At 39.9% G+C, this 15,624-nt stretch carries 13 protein-coding genes and 1 pseudogene; 13 read left to right on the top strand and 1 reads right to left on the bottom strand.

Features of this window, described 5'->3' with window-relative positions; genetic code table 11:
- Positions 1–82 precede the first annotated feature (82 nt).
- The 6 genes and pseudogenes from H6G26_RS44345 to H6G26_RS31585 all read left to right on the top strand — a co-directional run.
- Positions 83–1,696: pseudogene (locus tag H6G26_RS44345) on the top strand (strawberry notch-like NTP hydrolase domain-containing protein); the annotation flags it as partial.
- A gap of 62 nt (positions 1,697–1,758) precedes the next feature.
- Positions 1,759–2,211, top strand: coding sequence for a strawberry notch-like NTP hydrolase domain-containing protein (locus H6G26_RS43945; protein ID WP_347242535.1), 453 nt, complete (start codon positions 1,759–1,761; stop codon positions 2,209–2,211).
- Positions 2,212–2,548: 337 nt separating this feature from the next.
- Positions 2,549–3,817 (top strand): pentapeptide repeat-containing protein, encoded by a 1,269-nt coding sequence (locus H6G26_RS31600; protein WP_242053999.1) that lies wholly within the window; start codon positions 2,549–2,551, stop codon positions 3,815–3,817.
- A gap of 9 nt (positions 3,818–3,826) precedes the next feature.
- Positions 3,827–6,481 (top strand): pentapeptide repeat-containing protein, encoded by a 2,655-nt coding sequence (locus H6G26_RS31595; RefSeq protein ID WP_190734619.1) that lies wholly within the window; start codon positions 3,827–3,829, stop codon positions 6,479–6,481.
- Between the two features lie 37 nt (positions 6,482–6,518).
- The gene (locus H6G26_RS31590) at positions 6,519–7,067 is read left to right on the top strand and encodes a pentapeptide repeat-containing protein (RefSeq protein ID WP_190734617.1); all 549 of its coding nucleotides are present in this window, start codon (positions 6,519–6,521) and stop codon (positions 7,065–7,067) included.
- A 202-nt stretch (positions 7,068–7,269) separates the two neighbouring features.
- On the top strand, positions 7,270–7,779 hold the full coding sequence (locus H6G26_RS31585) for a hypothetical protein (RefSeq protein ID WP_190734615.1): 510 nt from the start codon (positions 7,270–7,272) through the stop codon (positions 7,777–7,779).
- A gap of 152 nt (positions 7,780–7,931) precedes the next feature.
- On the opposite strand, the gene H6G26_RS31580 is transcribed toward H6G26_RS31585, so the two are convergent.
- Positions 7,932–8,168, bottom strand: a complete 237-nt coding sequence (locus H6G26_RS31580) for a hypothetical protein (RefSeq protein ID WP_190734623.1) — start codon at positions 8,166–8,168, stop codon at positions 7,932–7,934.
- Between the two features lie 287 nt (positions 8,169–8,455).
- On the opposite strand from H6G26_RS31580, the gene H6G26_RS31575 reads away from it, so the two are divergent.
- From H6G26_RS31575 to H6G26_RS31550, 7 genes are all read left to right on the top strand, one after another.
- Entirely contained in the window at positions 8,456–10,741 is a 2,286-nt protein-coding gene (locus H6G26_RS31575; protein ID WP_190734613.1) for a DEAD/DEAH box helicase family protein, read from the top strand.
- 345 nt (positions 10,742–11,086) lie between these two features.
- Positions 11,087–12,028: a pentapeptide repeat-containing protein gene (locus H6G26_RS31570; RefSeq protein WP_190734611.1), complete on the top strand. Its 942-nt coding sequence runs from the start codon at positions 11,087–11,089 to the stop codon at positions 12,026–12,028.
- Between the two features lie 462 nt (positions 12,029–12,490).
- On the top strand, positions 12,491–13,411 hold the full coding sequence (locus H6G26_RS31560; RefSeq protein WP_242053998.1) for a pentapeptide repeat-containing protein: 921 nt from the start codon (positions 12,491–12,493) through the stop codon (positions 13,409–13,411).
- A 69-nt stretch (positions 13,412–13,480) separates the two neighbouring features.
- Positions 13,481–13,642 carry a hypothetical protein gene (locus H6G26_RS43050; RefSeq protein ID WP_242053997.1) on the top strand — a complete coding sequence of 54 codons (162 nt, stop codon included), beginning with the start codon at positions 13,481–13,483 and terminating at the stop codon, positions 13,640–13,642.
- A gap of 4 nt (positions 13,643–13,646) precedes the next feature.
- Complete coding sequence (locus H6G26_RS43940) at positions 13,647–13,769, top strand: hypothetical protein (protein WP_277883933.1); 123 nt, start codon at positions 13,647–13,649, stop codon at positions 13,767–13,769.
- Positions 13,770–14,171: 402 nt separating this feature from the next.
- Positions 14,172–14,606 carry a CHAT domain-containing protein gene (locus H6G26_RS43045; protein WP_242053996.1) on the top strand — a complete coding sequence of 145 codons (435 nt, stop codon included), beginning with the start codon at positions 14,172–14,174 and terminating at the stop codon, positions 14,604–14,606.
- A gap of 283 nt (positions 14,607–14,889) precedes the next feature.
- Positions 14,890–15,387 carry a DUF4158 domain-containing protein gene (locus H6G26_RS31550; RefSeq protein ID WP_190734609.1) on the top strand — a complete coding sequence of 166 codons (498 nt, stop codon included), beginning with the start codon at positions 14,890–14,892 and terminating at the stop codon, positions 15,385–15,387.
- Positions 15,388–15,624: the final 237 nt, after the last annotated feature.

Genomic DNA, 15,624 nt, shown 5'->3' with positions numbered 1-15,624 from the left:
CTGCATCAGTGAGGTTGCTGGAGTACGCCATTAGTATTAGATTTTAGATGCTGAGGAGTACCTTAATTCAAAACCTCATAAGATGTCAAATGGGTTCTATATAGTTGTCATGGTTTGCCTAATCGCTTCACAAGGTTGCCTTTTTGATATAGAAACAGTCCTGGACTACGGGCAATCAATATTAAATGTTGCTCAAGCACTTGCTAAATCATTAATCAAATATCGACCTATAACCACAAAATTGCTTCAAGCCCAGATGAATCGCCACTTTCACGGAACTGCGGCACAGGGCAAGTGGCAGTGGAAAGATGCTTACGAAGCCCTTGAGGTTGCACTAATTCTCTACCTACGACAAAAGGGATTATCAGAAAATCCTTTAGAGCAATTGCAACTACTTCAATTGCTCTGTCCCACGCATACCCGTCGCAGCGAGGAGCAACTAAAACTTCAGCAGTTCTCTACTCCGTTACCACTAGCGTACTTAGTGGCGTTAGCAGGACAAATCACAAACAACGACCTGATTCTTGAACCATCAGCTGGTACTGGGATTTTAGCCCAGTTTGCTAAACTTCAAGGTGCAAGTTTGATGCTCAACGAGCTAGCCGACGACAGAGCGAAGATTCTGCGACGATTGTTCCCTGGCGTTCCATTATTCTCTGTGAATGCCGAACAGATCAACGATTACTTAGCCCGCATTTCTCAGCCTTCAGTTGTGCTGATGAATCCGCCATTCTCATCATCTCCCAAGATTAGCGATCGCAATCCCGACGCAACAAAGAATCACATCAACTCGGCATTACAAAGATTATGCGATGGCGGGCGGCTGGTGACAATCACTGCTAACTGGTTCTCTTTTGCTAACCCAACTTGGCGAGAAACTTTCGTTAAGTGGCAAGATTTTGCGCGAGTTGTGCTTTCAGTTGGGGTCAGTGGGAAAGCTTATGCCAAACACGGGACGACGATGGAAACCCGGATTACGGTCATTGATAAAGTCCCGGCTGATAATCCCGGCGAAATTCCTTGCATTACTGAAACTTTAAATCTGCCTGAAATACTGGCACTGGTTCAGCAGTTGCCACAGCGATCTCCGTGGGAAGGCTCAGATGTCAAAGCTGCTGTGGCGAAGGCAAAAGTCGTTCAATTGCCAAAACGCTCTGTGGTAACTCAAGCAGAAACACTTTCTTCAATTCCAGATGTAGTTATTCTGGAATACGAAGTCGTTGAGTGGTCTGCTACAGAAGGACTCAAAGATACTTTATATGAAACCTATCGCCCACAACGAATCCGAATCAAGGACGCTTTACCTCATCCCTCGCTGCTTTGTGAGAGTGCAGCCCTAGCACTTGTCTCGCCACCAGCACCAACTTATAAACCGCATCTACCACAAAACATTGCCACACAAGGCAAGTTGTCAGAGGCACAACTTGAGAGCGTTATTTACGCAGGTCTTGCGCACTCACAATTTTTGTCTGGGTCTTATATTGTCGATGATTCTTGGGATAATGTGACTGTAGTAGCTCAGAGCGAAGAAAACGCCGTTAGATTTCGCCGTGGCTGGTTCCTTGGTGATGGGACGGGAGCGGGGAAAGGACGACAGTGTGCAGGTATTATATTAGACAATTGGTGTCAGGGGCGCTCTAAAGCAATTTGGGTATCTAAAAGTTCTGCCTTAATTGAAGATGCCCGTAGAGACTGGTGTGCTTTAGGAGGTGATACAAAAGATATCATTGACCTCAGTAACATTAACTTGGCGACCCCATCCCTTTCACCCAAGGGATTCTGTTCTGCACGTACTCAACTCTACGTTCTCAGAAGAATGGTAAAAGTCGGCTTAAGCAAATTGTTGAGTGGGCTGGCATTGATTTTGAGGGAGCGATCGCCTATGACGAGTGCCACAGTATGGGCAATGCAATGGCTGTTGAGGGTAAACTCGGTATGGTGAAAGCATCCCAGCAAGGCATTGTTGGGCTGAGGTTGCAAAACGCATTACCGCAGGCACGGGTTATCTACGTATCAGCGACCGGAGCGACGAAGGTTTCCAACCTCTCCTACGCAAATCGTCTGGGACTTTGGCAGACTGGAGATTTCCCGTTTACCTCCCGTGAGGATTTTGTGGAGTTTATACTCTGCCTAGAAACCTTTGTAGCCTTGTGTCTTACAGCAATTTTAATAAATAAGATTGATAATTCCATCTGTACAATTACACTTTAAGTTCGGCAACAGAAATTGCTTATTTTTTTCAACCTAATTCATCTAATTAGAAGGTAAGTAAAAAGATAACGGTGAAAAATTACAATTTTTGATACATAATCCCAATATGAATACACAAGTACATCCTGAAGGACAGTTACATTTTCCTTGAGAAATTCCTTCTAATCGAGCATCCAGAGTCAAGTCTCCGGTATCATTTCCCGCATCAGTTAAGTCTTCCGTATGCAAAGTAGGCACTTCGTTCCAAAAAGCTGATCTTACCGAAGCCAATTTTTCTTTTGCCAATCTCAAGCATACAGATTTTCGCGGTGCAAACTTAAAAAGAACCGATTGGTATATGGCAAAAGGACTTGAGTTCTCCCGCTTAGAAAATACATATCTCGCAAACCCTAAAATTCGGCAGCTAGTGGTTACACTTAGCGGCAAAGCGCAAGAGTTTGATGGATTAAATTTAGAAGGTGTAAATCTAAAAGGTGCAAAGCTGGAGAATGCCAGTTTTATCGGTACAAACCTTAACTATGCCAATTTGCAAAATGCTGATTTATCTAAAGCCATCTTGAAGCAAACGCAACTGGATGGTACAGACTTTACAGGTGCAACTCTCACAGGCGCATTCATTGAAGACTGGAACATCACAACTGACACCAAATTTGATGGAGTACACTGCGAGTATGTTTATATGTGTCTGCCCACCCCTGATAACCCAGACCCACACCGTAAACCTGATAATAGGCAGGAAGTATTTGCAGATGGGGAGTTTGGTGATTTCATCAAGCCCATCTTCGACACCCTTGACCTGTACCACAACCAAAGTGTTGACCCCAGAGCGATCGCTATCTCGTTCAAGCAATTAGCAGAGAATCACCCCGAAGCAGATTTACGAATTGTAGGAATGGAAGTGCGGGGTGAAGATAAATTTCTGCTCCGTGCCAAAACAGCGATCGCTGCCGACAAATCCGAACTAAGTGCAGAGTATTTCGCAACGTATAATCAGCTAAAAGCTCTGGCAGAACAAGAAGTTAAAGCACTCATTGCCGAAAAAGATAGCAGAATTGCTGATTTACAGAATATGGTAGTGACAGCACTAAAGCGTCCTAGTTTTTATTCAAATGTTGAGCAGGTAGGTTTTATGACTAATAATCCCGGCGGATTTTCAATTGGTGGTTCAGTTGGTGGCAACGTCAACAACGTTCAGGGTGACAACAACCGAGCAGTACAAGGAGACAACAATCAGGCTGTTCAGGGTGACAACAATCAAGTTACACAACAAAACCAAGTAGGTGCAGATGCCGCAGAATCGCTTACTAAGGAAGATGTTGTCAAGTTACTCGCAGAACTTGAAACCTTGATTAAAGGGGCAGAACTACCAGCAGACAACAAAGAAGAAGTAGTTGAAGATTTGAGTGCTGCTAAGAAAGCCACAGAGAAGGAAGAACCGAATAAACAGCGTGCATTAGATCGCTTGACGAGCATGGCAGAAACGTTAGAAAAAACGACTAAGACAGTGGATTCGGGTAAGAAACTCTGGACAACAGCCAAGCCGATCATCGTGAAAATTGCAACTTGGCTGGGTGCGGCGGCTGGTTCTCATCTGTTGGGATTGTAAAACTGATTTATGAGTCAGCCACCTTTCGATAACTCTAATCCCCAAAATCCTAATTTTAATTTATCTTCTTTTCAAGAGGATAATGAACTCTTAAATGAAAATAAATTAGATGGCAATCAAAATCAAGCTCTTCAAGGAAGTAGTAACAAATCTGTTCAAGGTAATGCTAACACAGTTAATCAGGTAAATAATCATTTGAGTAATATTGAGTCTAACCCAATTTATAACTTTGGGCAAATAAATATTAGTTCTAATAATACATTCAATTCTCAGCCTTCTATATCCAAATCACAACATATAGGTAATAAATTTAAGGCTGAATTTGTACTTACAGGTAGCATCGATTCGATTAATGAGACAAAACTTAAAGTTATTGTTGAACATTTACGTAAACTTGCTAACGATCTAGATATAACAATTATTAAAGTTGAAGAAGGTAGTATAAAAATTATCTTTGAAGGCTCGCCCGAAGGTATCAAAAGACTTGAAAAGCTATTTAAATCGGGCGAATTAACTGAACTATCAGATTTTCCTGTTGAAGATTTTCATTTAATAGCTGTTAATTTTTCAAGCCAAAATCTTAGAGGGCGATCTTTCAAAGGTCAAAACCTTGAAGGGGCTGATTTTAGTTATGCAGATATCCAAGGTACAGATTTCACTAACGCTAATTTGAAAAACGCTAACTTTAGCTATGCCAAAGCTGGCTTGCAAGGTCGTTGGGCTATTTATTTACCGATTGCTTTATTCTTGTTTGTAGGACTTTTAGGCTTTTTTGCATATATAGCTAATTATTTAGTACTATTAATAGCCACACATAGCTTAGAACCTCGAATTATAGCTTGTACTACTTTTATTTTATTGACTACTTTCTTTATCACTACAATTTCTAAAGGATTAGATGCTGGCTTAAAAGTATTTACTCTTGTTGGAGGAATAGCTGTTGTGTTTTCTGCTGGAATAAAACTCGTACCAGCTTTTACTGGAGCAGCAACTGGAGTTTTAATTGTAGCTGTAGCGATACTAGGTTCTATGGCTGTAGCAGGAGCCATAGCAGCTTTTAACAAGACCTTAGCTACTACTACTTCCATAATTGTAATTTTAGCCGTACTTGTATCTGTAATTGCAACTTACCTTCAATTTATATTTACTACAGTTGGAACAATACTTATAACTATAGCTGTAATTATAGCTGTAGCTGTAGCTTTGTTTAGTATTTATGTAGGGCATCAGGCAATAAAAGGAGATAAAAAATACTTTTGGATTCGTAATATTGCTATTGCTATAGCTGCTACAGGAGGAACAAGTTTTCGTGAATCTGACTTGACTAATTCTAGATTTACTAATGCTGTACTTAGAAATGTAGATTTCAGAAAAGCTAACTTAACAAATACCAATTTCTACCAAGTTAAAATGCTAGATTATGCTCAACTTGACAAAACTTATCTTCAAAATCTTCAACTACGTAATTTATTAGCTACAGGACAAGGAGAAAACCAAAACTTTGACCATCAAAACTTACGTGGAGTTAACCTCAAAGGAGCAAACGTAAGAAATACTAGCTTCATAGGAGCAGATTTAAGCGAAGCAAACTTACAATATGCAGATTTATCAAGAGCCAAGCTAGTACAAACCCAACTAGATGGCACAGACTTTACAGGGGCAATTCTCACAGGCGCATTCATTGAAGACTGGAACATTACCACCGATACTAAGTTTGACGGAGTGCGTTGTGAGTACGTTTATATGCGCCTGCCCACACCAGACAACCCCGACCCTCATCGTAAACCCGACAACAGGCAGGAAGTATTTGCTGATGGCCAGTTTGGAGATTTCATCAAGCCCATCTTCGACACACTCGACCTGTACCATAATCAAGGTGTTGACCCCAGAGCGATCGCTATCTCGTTCAAGCAATTGGCAGAGAATAACCCTGATGCTGAACTTGAGATAGTCGCAATGGAGAAACGGGGTCAGGATAAATTCTTACTCCGTGCCAAAACTGCGATCGCAGCTGATAAATCGCAACTGAGCGCCGAGTATTTTGATACTTATAATCAGCTAAAAGCCTTGGCAGAACAAGAAGTTAAAGCGCTCGTCGCCGAAAAAGATAGTAGAATTGCTGATTTACAGAATATGGTAGTGACAGCACTACAGCGTCCTAGCTTTTATTCAAACGTTGAGCAGGTAGGTTTTATGACTAACAATCCCGGTGGCTTTGCAGTTGGTGGTTCAGTTGATGGCGATATTAATAATGTTCAAGGAGAAAATAACCAACAAAGGGTAAGTAATAAAAGTTCTAGTTTTAACTTACAAGGCGCTCAATTCGGTGGTGGTCTAGTCAACGCTGACACCGTAAACGCGCACCAAATCGGAGGCAACATCACCAACTACAACCCTGGGCAAAAGCAAAACCTTGCCCAAGCCGCAGCAGACATTCAGCAGCTTCTCAACCAACTGAGCCAGACTTACCCCACTGCCACAACATCGCAGAGGATGAGTGTTGTGGTTAAGGCTGTGGATGAGATTGAGAATAACCCAGCACTGAAAGCACGGGTGATAGGTGCATTGAAGGCTGGGGGAACTGAAGCATTTAAAGAGCTAATCGACCATCCTTTAGTGAATATTTTGTTGGCATCAATTGAGGGATGGCAGGAGGCGGAGTAGTTTGTTTACAACAGGATAGCAGAGGGGTTAACTAGTGATGGCGAATGAGGAGCATCTGGCGATACTGAGGCAGGGGGTACAGGTTTGGAATGAGTGGCGGAAGAATAATCCAGAAATAGAACCTGTCCTTTCTAATGTTAACTTTAGTAGAGCTGATTTAAGCGATGCTGATTTAAGCCTTTCAAACCTTAGAAAGGCAGATTTTACTGAAGCCAACCTAACTGATTCTTATTTTGAAAAAGCAACTCTTGAGTGTTCAGAATTAAGAGGAGCAATACTTGGAAAATCAGATTTTTTAGAGATTGCATACTTTGAAGGGATAGAGGATATTCCCTTTAATCCTGGTGAGGATAATGATGAAAATTTTATCGAATGCAGTTTTGAACATAAAATACTTAGAGGTATAAATTTTAGCAATTCTATCCTTACAGCAGCTAAATTCTATAAAGCAAATTTAATTAATACTAGTTTTTATAAAGCAGATATCGCGCAAGCAAAATTAAATTATTCAATTCTTAGAGAAGCAAATTTTTTAAGAGCAAATTTAAGTGGCATAGACCTCAGCTGGACTTCAAGGAGTACTTGATTTAAAGATACGAACCCGACGAGGACTATTTTCAGATTTCGTAACGCACACAAAAAACAGAATTTCAATTCATGTAAATTCATCAGCAGTTGATTGGCGACTTTCTTACGATATTCCTAGTCTTGGACAAGAATTTTCGGTCGCCGATCTTCTTTCGCGAATTCCCGATCTCAAGAAAGACTATTCAAATGTCTCAGATGTTGTGAAGTATGCTTCTATCAACGAAATGACCTATAGCGAAAATGCAGGATTTAGGGCAAAGGTCAGAGCAGAACCATTCTCTCAATTTCAAAATGTTTATGAGAGGCTTGGATACACTGCAATATTAGATTCTGGCTGGGTTACGCTAACTTGTGATGCTGAGACCTTTGCAAATAACCTTCCAATGTTCATTCATGCTTACATAAACAAAATATTTGGATCGATTCCTTCTCTGCATCTTGCTGAACCGTTTCCTGAAGGTACTCGATATTCTGAATTATGTATTACATACATGGTTTCCTACATTCTTGGGATGCTAGTCAGGTATTACCCTACGCATTGGATATCTTTTATTCAGGGTGATAAGGGGGACTTTCTATGGCCAACAATGAATCGTGTTCAGCAATTGGTGGAACAAAATTTTCCGGAGTTGGTAATTGAGCTGATCTCCGATATCCTGGAAGAACGCAAATCCGAAAGAAATCATGCTGAAGATCCGATGAATGCCTAACAATGCCCATGCTCACCGAGCGTCGACAGTTCATCGGTTATGATGCAAAGGTTATCTGCGGCGGGTGATGGGCATCGTTATATCGCCAGTCCCAATTAAACAGCCAAGCCCTGCTCAACCTTCTAGAACTACTCCACAACGAATAAACAACCCTACTCTTGCACCGGATACCGCCGCATCATTTCTGCAACCGCCACCGCTTCCCCATCAGGCGTATACACTGTTTCCCCTGACATCGCAATCACAATTCGCTGCCGCCTCGCCCACTCGAACCAAGCGATCGCACCCGATTTGGCGTGTTGCACTTCTGGCTTCCTCCCCTCCTTACAAGCCGCAACAAACACGGCTTCTGGCGACTTAATTCCTTTCCAAGTCCGCAGTGCATCCATCCTTCAAATAAGCAATCGCACCCGGCACATTCTCCCAATACCGCTTAACTGTGCGCTGAATCTCTGCATTTAACCGAAACTGTGGAGTACAAGGAATCTTCAGTAAGTGCTGCAATACAAACTGTACTGGTTGCTGGCTAATCTCGTGGGTAAGATATTAAATTCATAAATTTATGCTTTGAGTTTGGGAACACTATTCATTAGGGTGCTAAATGACTGCGTTCCGTTAACTAGTAACCAGTTAAAACTCATCCTGAAGCACAGTTTTTACTAGCATTCACTTTATTATGAAAACTGCTCAAGTTCACTACTCAGGTCGGCTCAATGTTGAAAGAGGCGAGCATCCGAAAGAACTATATGCCCACCAGAATGAAGCAATCAAGGCATTAAATCAAATCAATCAAGCTCCCTTTGAAGGGTTACTAGTTCTTCCAACAGGTGGTAGTAAAACATTAACAGCAGTTCACTGGTTACTACGTAATTTTATTAATAACAAGAAAAAAGTTTTATGGATTGCTCATCGCCATGAACTACTTGATCAAGCACTTGAGACAGTTTCACTTAGTACCTATTCATCATTACTAAGTAATGTATCAGAATTTAAATACCGCATTATTTCAGGACATCCTAAACATGGAAGACCTGTACATATTGAACCTAGCGATGACATTATTATTGCCAGTAAAGATAGCCTAAATGGTGGACTCGATCACTTGTTGAATAACTGGGTTCGTTATTTGCCAGAGGTTCTTTTAGTTATAGATGAAGCGCACCATGCAACAGCTAAGACTTACCGTAAGTTAATTAATGCTGTTAAAGATGAGATGAAAAGGCAAGGTCATGAAAATGGTTTCAAAATGTTGGGATTAACTGCTACTCCCTTTCGTACAGATGAGAGTGAAAAGGGGTTACTAAAGTTAATTTTCCCTAGTGATATTATCTTTTCAGAACATCTAAGAAACTTAATAAATAAGGGAATTCTTGCTGAACCAGTTTTTGAAAATCTAGAAACAAAAATAGCAATAAAGAAAAAGTTGACAGCAAGAGATATCAAAAATATTGAAGACTTTGATAAATTACCAAAAGATATTGCAGAGGAAATTGCAAAGTCTTATGAACGTAACGGGATAATTGTCAGCCATTACATTAAAAATCGTGAAAAATACAAGCCTCTTCTAATTTTTGCAATTGATATTATACACGCAATTGCACTGAACAAACTGTTTAAAGATAAAGGTATTAATTCTGATTTTATCGTTTCATCATTGAAAGATGTGAATACAGGTGCTACAGTTTCTGCGAAAGAGAACTCAGAAAAAATCAAAAAATTCAGGAATGGGGAACTTGAGGTTTTAATAAATGTAGAAATGTTGACCGAGGGAACAGATTTACCTAACGTGCAAACTGTTTTTCTCACGCGCCCTACTGCATCTACAACATTAATGACACAAATGATAGGGCGGGCTTTACGTGGTCAAAGAGCAGGTGGTACAGAAAAAGCTTATGTAGTTAGTTTTATTGATGATTGGGAAGACAAAATCAATTGGGTTAATCCAGAAAAACTTCATTTTGAAGACAATGCAGAATTTATTGAGAAAGATATTCCATCTAATAATAGAACTGCCAAACTCATTTCTATTGAGATGATAGAAGAATTTGCTCGTATCATGGATGACTCAATTGATACTACTGGGCTAGAAGCATTAGAATTTTTGAAAAGAGTTCCTATTGGAATTTATCGTTTTTGTATTCTCGAAGTAGCTAAAGAATCTGAAGCATTTGAGCCTATTCCTAGGAATTATGAAGTGTTATTATATGATGACACGGAAGAGGCATACGATAACTTTGTAAATGATTTGGAGATTATATTTAAAGGTATTGATTTAAAAGACCGAGAAATATTAACTGAGAAAGAGCTTGAATATCTGTTTCAAACGACAAAACAAATTTATTTCCCTAACTGTCAAACGTTACTGGGTTATAGAGATGAAGATGTAGAGAATATCTTGCATTTTTATGCTCAAAAACAAGCAAAACCAGAGTTCTTAGCTTTTAGCGAAAGAAGAAAGTGTGATTTGTCTATCGTAGCAAGACATATTTATGATAATGATTTAGGTGTCAAAGCAAAGTCTGACTATATTGACTCACTCTGGAATGATCAAAAATCTTTTTGGCAAGTTTTATTTAGTTACAATCAACTTTATTTTATAAAGCAGTTAGATATTGAAATTAATAAAATTGCATATCCAGGTATATATGGCAATGTATCTGCTTCTATACCAACCGTTATTCCTGACACTGTACCAATAGAGAAGCTAACTTTATATGAAATTAAGGAGCGAGATATTCTTGAATACATAAAAATTAAAAAAGCTGTGTTTGCCAAATACACAGATATAAGAGGCTTTATAACTTGTGCAATTACTAGATTTAAAAGTCAAATGAGGCGAGATTTTCAAATTGATCATATTACACCCATGTCCCAAGGTGGTCTAACTGTGTTAAGTAATCTGCAAGTACTATCGCGTAAAGCTCATCAAGACAAAACCCGTATAGAGAATACCAAGCAATAGTATTTTAGGCTATTCTATAGCCGTGTATTATACGAAATTTTCGTATAATACACGGTTCAATCAACTTACGACTCAACCTTGTCTCTTTTGAATTTCGCTTTGCTAAAGTTTTTTATTTTCCCTGAAAACAGTAAAATATTGGTTAGCTTCTGCTAAAAAACATATCTATCCCTTAAGCCACATTTACCTTTCCCAAGATTCCAGTTGAGTCTTCTGTTCTCTCCAGTCCAGTATTATACGAGAGAGCGCTTCCCAAAAACCATCACTTAAATTTTGTGCTAAATTGCGTAAAAGCACATACTAAAGTTGTATCAAGAGTAAACCCTTGCTTTCACTAGCCTTGCTATGCCTCAAGACTTCTCCCGCCAAAACCTTAGAGGTCGTTCATTTAAAGGTCAAAACCTTACAGGGGCAAACTTTAGCTACACTGATATCCGGGGAGCAGATTTTACAAGTGCTAATTTGAGGGGTGCTGACTTTAGCTACGCAAAAACAGGATTGCAGAAGCGTTGGTTTATTGGCTGTCTGACTCTGTTGATTTGTTTACTGCTATCAGCAATATTAGGCTCTATTTATATTGCTGTAGTAATAACTATTCTTTTTACCTTTTTTATTGAGCTTGTTGCGTCTAAATACCATTTTAACTTTAGAAGTTTTGCTCTGACGGTAACTGCTGTTTTTGCAGTAGCTGGTTTTATAACCTGGATTCTTGCTTTGATGATATATGCTTTAATAAATCAATCTGCTTCTATAGTTGTAGTGGGATTCGTACCAATAGGCTTTGCTTTGTGTGGGATATTTTCCATTGCTTTAATTGGTTCTCAGGCAGGAATAGTGTCTACAGCAGTCAATAAAGTAAAGGCCGGTATTTTACCTATGTCTACAGCAATAGTCGATGAATTTGTGAAGATAGCTATTGTTAATACAGGTGGGACTAGTTTTCAGAACGCAGATTTAACAAAAGCAGATTTTAGCAAGGCAAGTTTGAAATATAGCAATTTTAGAAGAGCCAATATAACTCATACATGTTGGTTTCAAGCCAGGAACTTAAAATATACTATAACAGTAAGAAATTATCTTGCTCAACCACAAATACAGCATTTAGTAACTACAAAATCTGGAAAAAATAAAAACTTTGATGGATTTAGAAGGATGGCAGGAGGCAGAGTAGTAGAATGGCTACAGATGAAGCAGAGGGGTGAACTTAAGATGGCAAATGAGGAGCATCTAGCGATACTGAGGCAAGGAGTAGAGGTCTCAGGGCGGCCGCATCTAAATTACTCTTGATCAAAACCAAAGTTGAACATCAACGATAAAATCAGCATTTACTGCTTAATTTACTTTTAGAGACTCAAAGCGATCGCTAAATATTTTCGCAATAAGAGGAGATTAATGATAAAAGTACAAGTTCTATTGAGAATAGACTAGTCTTGTTGACATGATGCGGCCGCCCTGGTAGAGGTCTGGAATAGTTGGAGAAAGAAAAATCCTGAAATAATACCTAATTTTAGTGATATCAATTTTTATAAAGCAGATTTTAGCAACTCAGATTTTGAAGACGCAAGTTTATACGGAGATTTTCGACAAGTAGATTTTGTAAATGCAAACTTCTATGGAGTAGATTTTAAAGGAGCAGACTTTGATAAAGCAAATTTTAGTGAAGCCATATTTATTGAATGTGATCTATATTGGGCAAACTTTGGTGATCCAGACTTTAGAAAAGAGTATCTTGGCTTAGATATATCTCCATTGAAACGCCCCAAAGTAGCTTTAGAGGACTTTAGCGAAGTTAACCTGATTGGAGGTAATTTTAGGGAAGTAACTTTTTCTGGAAGTTTTAGAAGAGCTAACTTCAGAAATACAAATTTTAGCCAAGCATCTTTTCGTAGAGTAGATATTAGGGAATCATCTTTCTTTAGAGCAAGGTTTACGGAAGTAAATTTTGAAGACGCAAATCTTTTCCAAACGGATTTTAGTAGCACCACTGTTTACGAATTAGAACTTAGCAATCTACGACTTAATGGAGCAAAGCTGTGCAACACAGACCTTAGTGAAAAAGACATTAACAACACATATTTAATAGAAGCAGATTTGAGTAGTGCAAGCTTAATTGGCGCAGATTTAAATGATGCTAACCTTGAAAAAGCAAATCTGTACAAAGCAAACTTAAGCAATGTTAATTTAACCAAAGTACAAGCATTAGGAACAAATTTTACTGGAGCAATATTTACAGGAGCTTGTATAGAAGATTGGCATATAAACAGTGAAACTAACTTAACTGATATAATTTGTGACCACATCTACCTTCGCCAAGGTCAACAAGAACGTCGTCCCAGCAATGGAAACTTTTCCCCTGGCGAGTTTACTAAGTTATTCCAAAAATCCTTAGAAACAGTTGACCTAATCTTTCGCAATGGTATCGACTGGGATGCTTTCGCTTATTCTTTCAAAAAATTAGAGGTCGAAAACCAAGGCGCTCAACTAGATGTCCAAAGCATTGAGAAGAAAGGCGATGGCATTCTTGTAGTCCGAGTAGCTGTTTCCCCTGATACAGATAAAGCAAAAATCCACAGTGAGTTCATGCAGGGCTATGAATTTGCAGCTAAGGCATTAGAGGCGCAGTACCAAGCAAGACTTGAGGATAAAGATAAAAGAGTTGTCGGGAAATAGTGACTAAAATCGCTGAAAGGCTTAGGGAGTCTGGGTTTCAATAATTTTGGTCAGAAATCAATAAAAAGCTTGCCACAAGCAGATTTCCTAGCAGAAACTTCTGGTAAAGTCTCGATTTACTACCAGCCTAACTCCCAGTTTGCAGGTGGCATAGTAGATGCCATTAATGTTAATACAGAGCAAGTAGGCGGTAATATTCAAAACATAGAAAATCAAGAAACCCCAGGTTAGACCTATGCCGGATTCTGAAGATGCAAGGCAAGTCTCCAGTAATGACTTACGCAATTCCCAGTTTGGTGGGTTTATAAATGCTGAGACAGTAAACGCTGGGCGAATTGGTAGCGATTATTACAGGTGAAGTTACATACAGTGATACATTTCTCAACAGCATCAGCAAGTTTGAGGGAAAAATTTGTTTTATTAGCGACCCCATACCAAACTGCAACACCCTTCAAGTCTTTACACCCAACCAGTCAGTTGATGAAATTCTAGAATGGTTGCGGTGTAGTTGATTGTATCTCTCAGCGTGTCGGCGGTCGCTATCGCTTCATCCACAAACTGCTGCAAGACCACTTTGCCCAAATGGAGTTTAGGCGCGATTCAAGGTAATTGTTAGCCTGTAATTTGAGTCTCAGATAGAAGCAAAGCACGCGATCGCAAGTCATAAACAGGTAGCACGGTCAACGTCAACACTGTTAACTCAAAACGAATAGGTGGTAGTATTCACAACAATGACGCTTAAACCTGCCCAAACCGACCCATGCCCGATTCAGAAGACCCAAAGCAAGCCAGCAACGACTTACGCAATGCCCAGTTTGGCGGCGGGTTGATTAACGCTGACACAGTGAACGCTAGGCAAATTGGCGGCGACATCTACAATATTCACCTTGGGCAGCAGACAGCAGCATCAGGAAATCAGAACAAGCAGCAGCAAAAAATCTTGATTTTGGCAGCTATCCCTCACGGTTTGCGTTTGGATCGAGAGATCAGGGAAATTGAAGATGCTATAAGACGAGCCATAAGACGCGATTTATTTGAAGTTCGGATTAGAACAGCTGTACGTCCTCAAGATATTCGCAGAGCGATCGCAGAAGAACGCCCTTCTATTGTTCATTTCTGCGGACATGGTTTGGAAGATGGGAGTTTGCTTCTAGAAGGGGTAGTGTTACGGAAGCTGTCACCAGGGGCAAAGTAGCTCTAAAGTCCTTAGAGGACTAGGTTTCAAACTTTTCACCTTGAGGGGACACGCGATAATGCCAGGGAAAGAAAAATCCAGCTTTCACTCTGACTGAGTGCTTCCCAAAAAAGTACCGAATTTTGTATGGGAGTTGGCACTTTACCTGTTTACAGTCTGGATTAGCAGGGAAAAATCCTGAAACTGTATCATTGTCCCAAGTAAAGTTCCGACTCTAGTCAAAGGCGGAACTTTTTGCGCCGCTCCGTGGTAGTGTAATCAGGATACATTTTACAAATAAACAATGAAGCGACATTGGGAAGTAGACGAGTTAATTGAGTATTGGACACTGCTTCCCGATGAAGAAACCTTGCTAGGTAACAAAACTGGTGCGAACCGACTGGGTTTCGCAATTTTGTTGAAATTCTTTCAGTTAGAAGTCAAGTTCCCTCAACACATTCGTGACATCCCCAAACCTGTTGTTGTCCATCTATCTAAACAAGTCAGTGTACCGAGTGAAGAATATCATGCATATGATTGGCAAGGACGCAGCATTAAATATCACCGTGCTGAAATTCGCTCCTTCTTGGGCTTTCGTAAAGCCACTGTCTCTGATGCTCAGGAAATGGCTAACTGGCTGCTGGAGCAGGTATTAGGACACGAGCAGGATGTTGAACATCTAGAAGCTGTAGTTATTCAACGGTTTCGTTCTCAACGTATTGAACCTCCTACAAACCTACGAATTAATCGCCTCATCCGGTCGGCTTTGCGTACATACGAAAAGAACTTCTTTCTTTTCTAGCACGCTCCAAAAATTTTCAAAGGAAACTAAGACTCAGATAGATGCTTTCTTGGACACTGCTGATAGCAGTGAATATAAGGAAACTACAACTTTGCAACGGGACGACAATAGTGTTGCCTTTAGTGACCTCAAAGCATGCGTGGCGAACATCCCGATTACACTTATTTAAAAAGCGTTTTTCGCTACTTGCGAACTGAGTTAGAAATTCAATCCCCCAAAACCTCAACAGACTTATTA

The organism is Nostoc sp. FACHB-888, assembly GCF_014696655.1.
Lineage (GTDB): Bacteria > Cyanobacteriota > Cyanobacteriia > Cyanobacteriales > Nostocaceae > Nostoc.
Note: the sequence above shows the minus strand (reverse complement) of the source record. Positions and strands in the feature narration are given on the sequence as shown.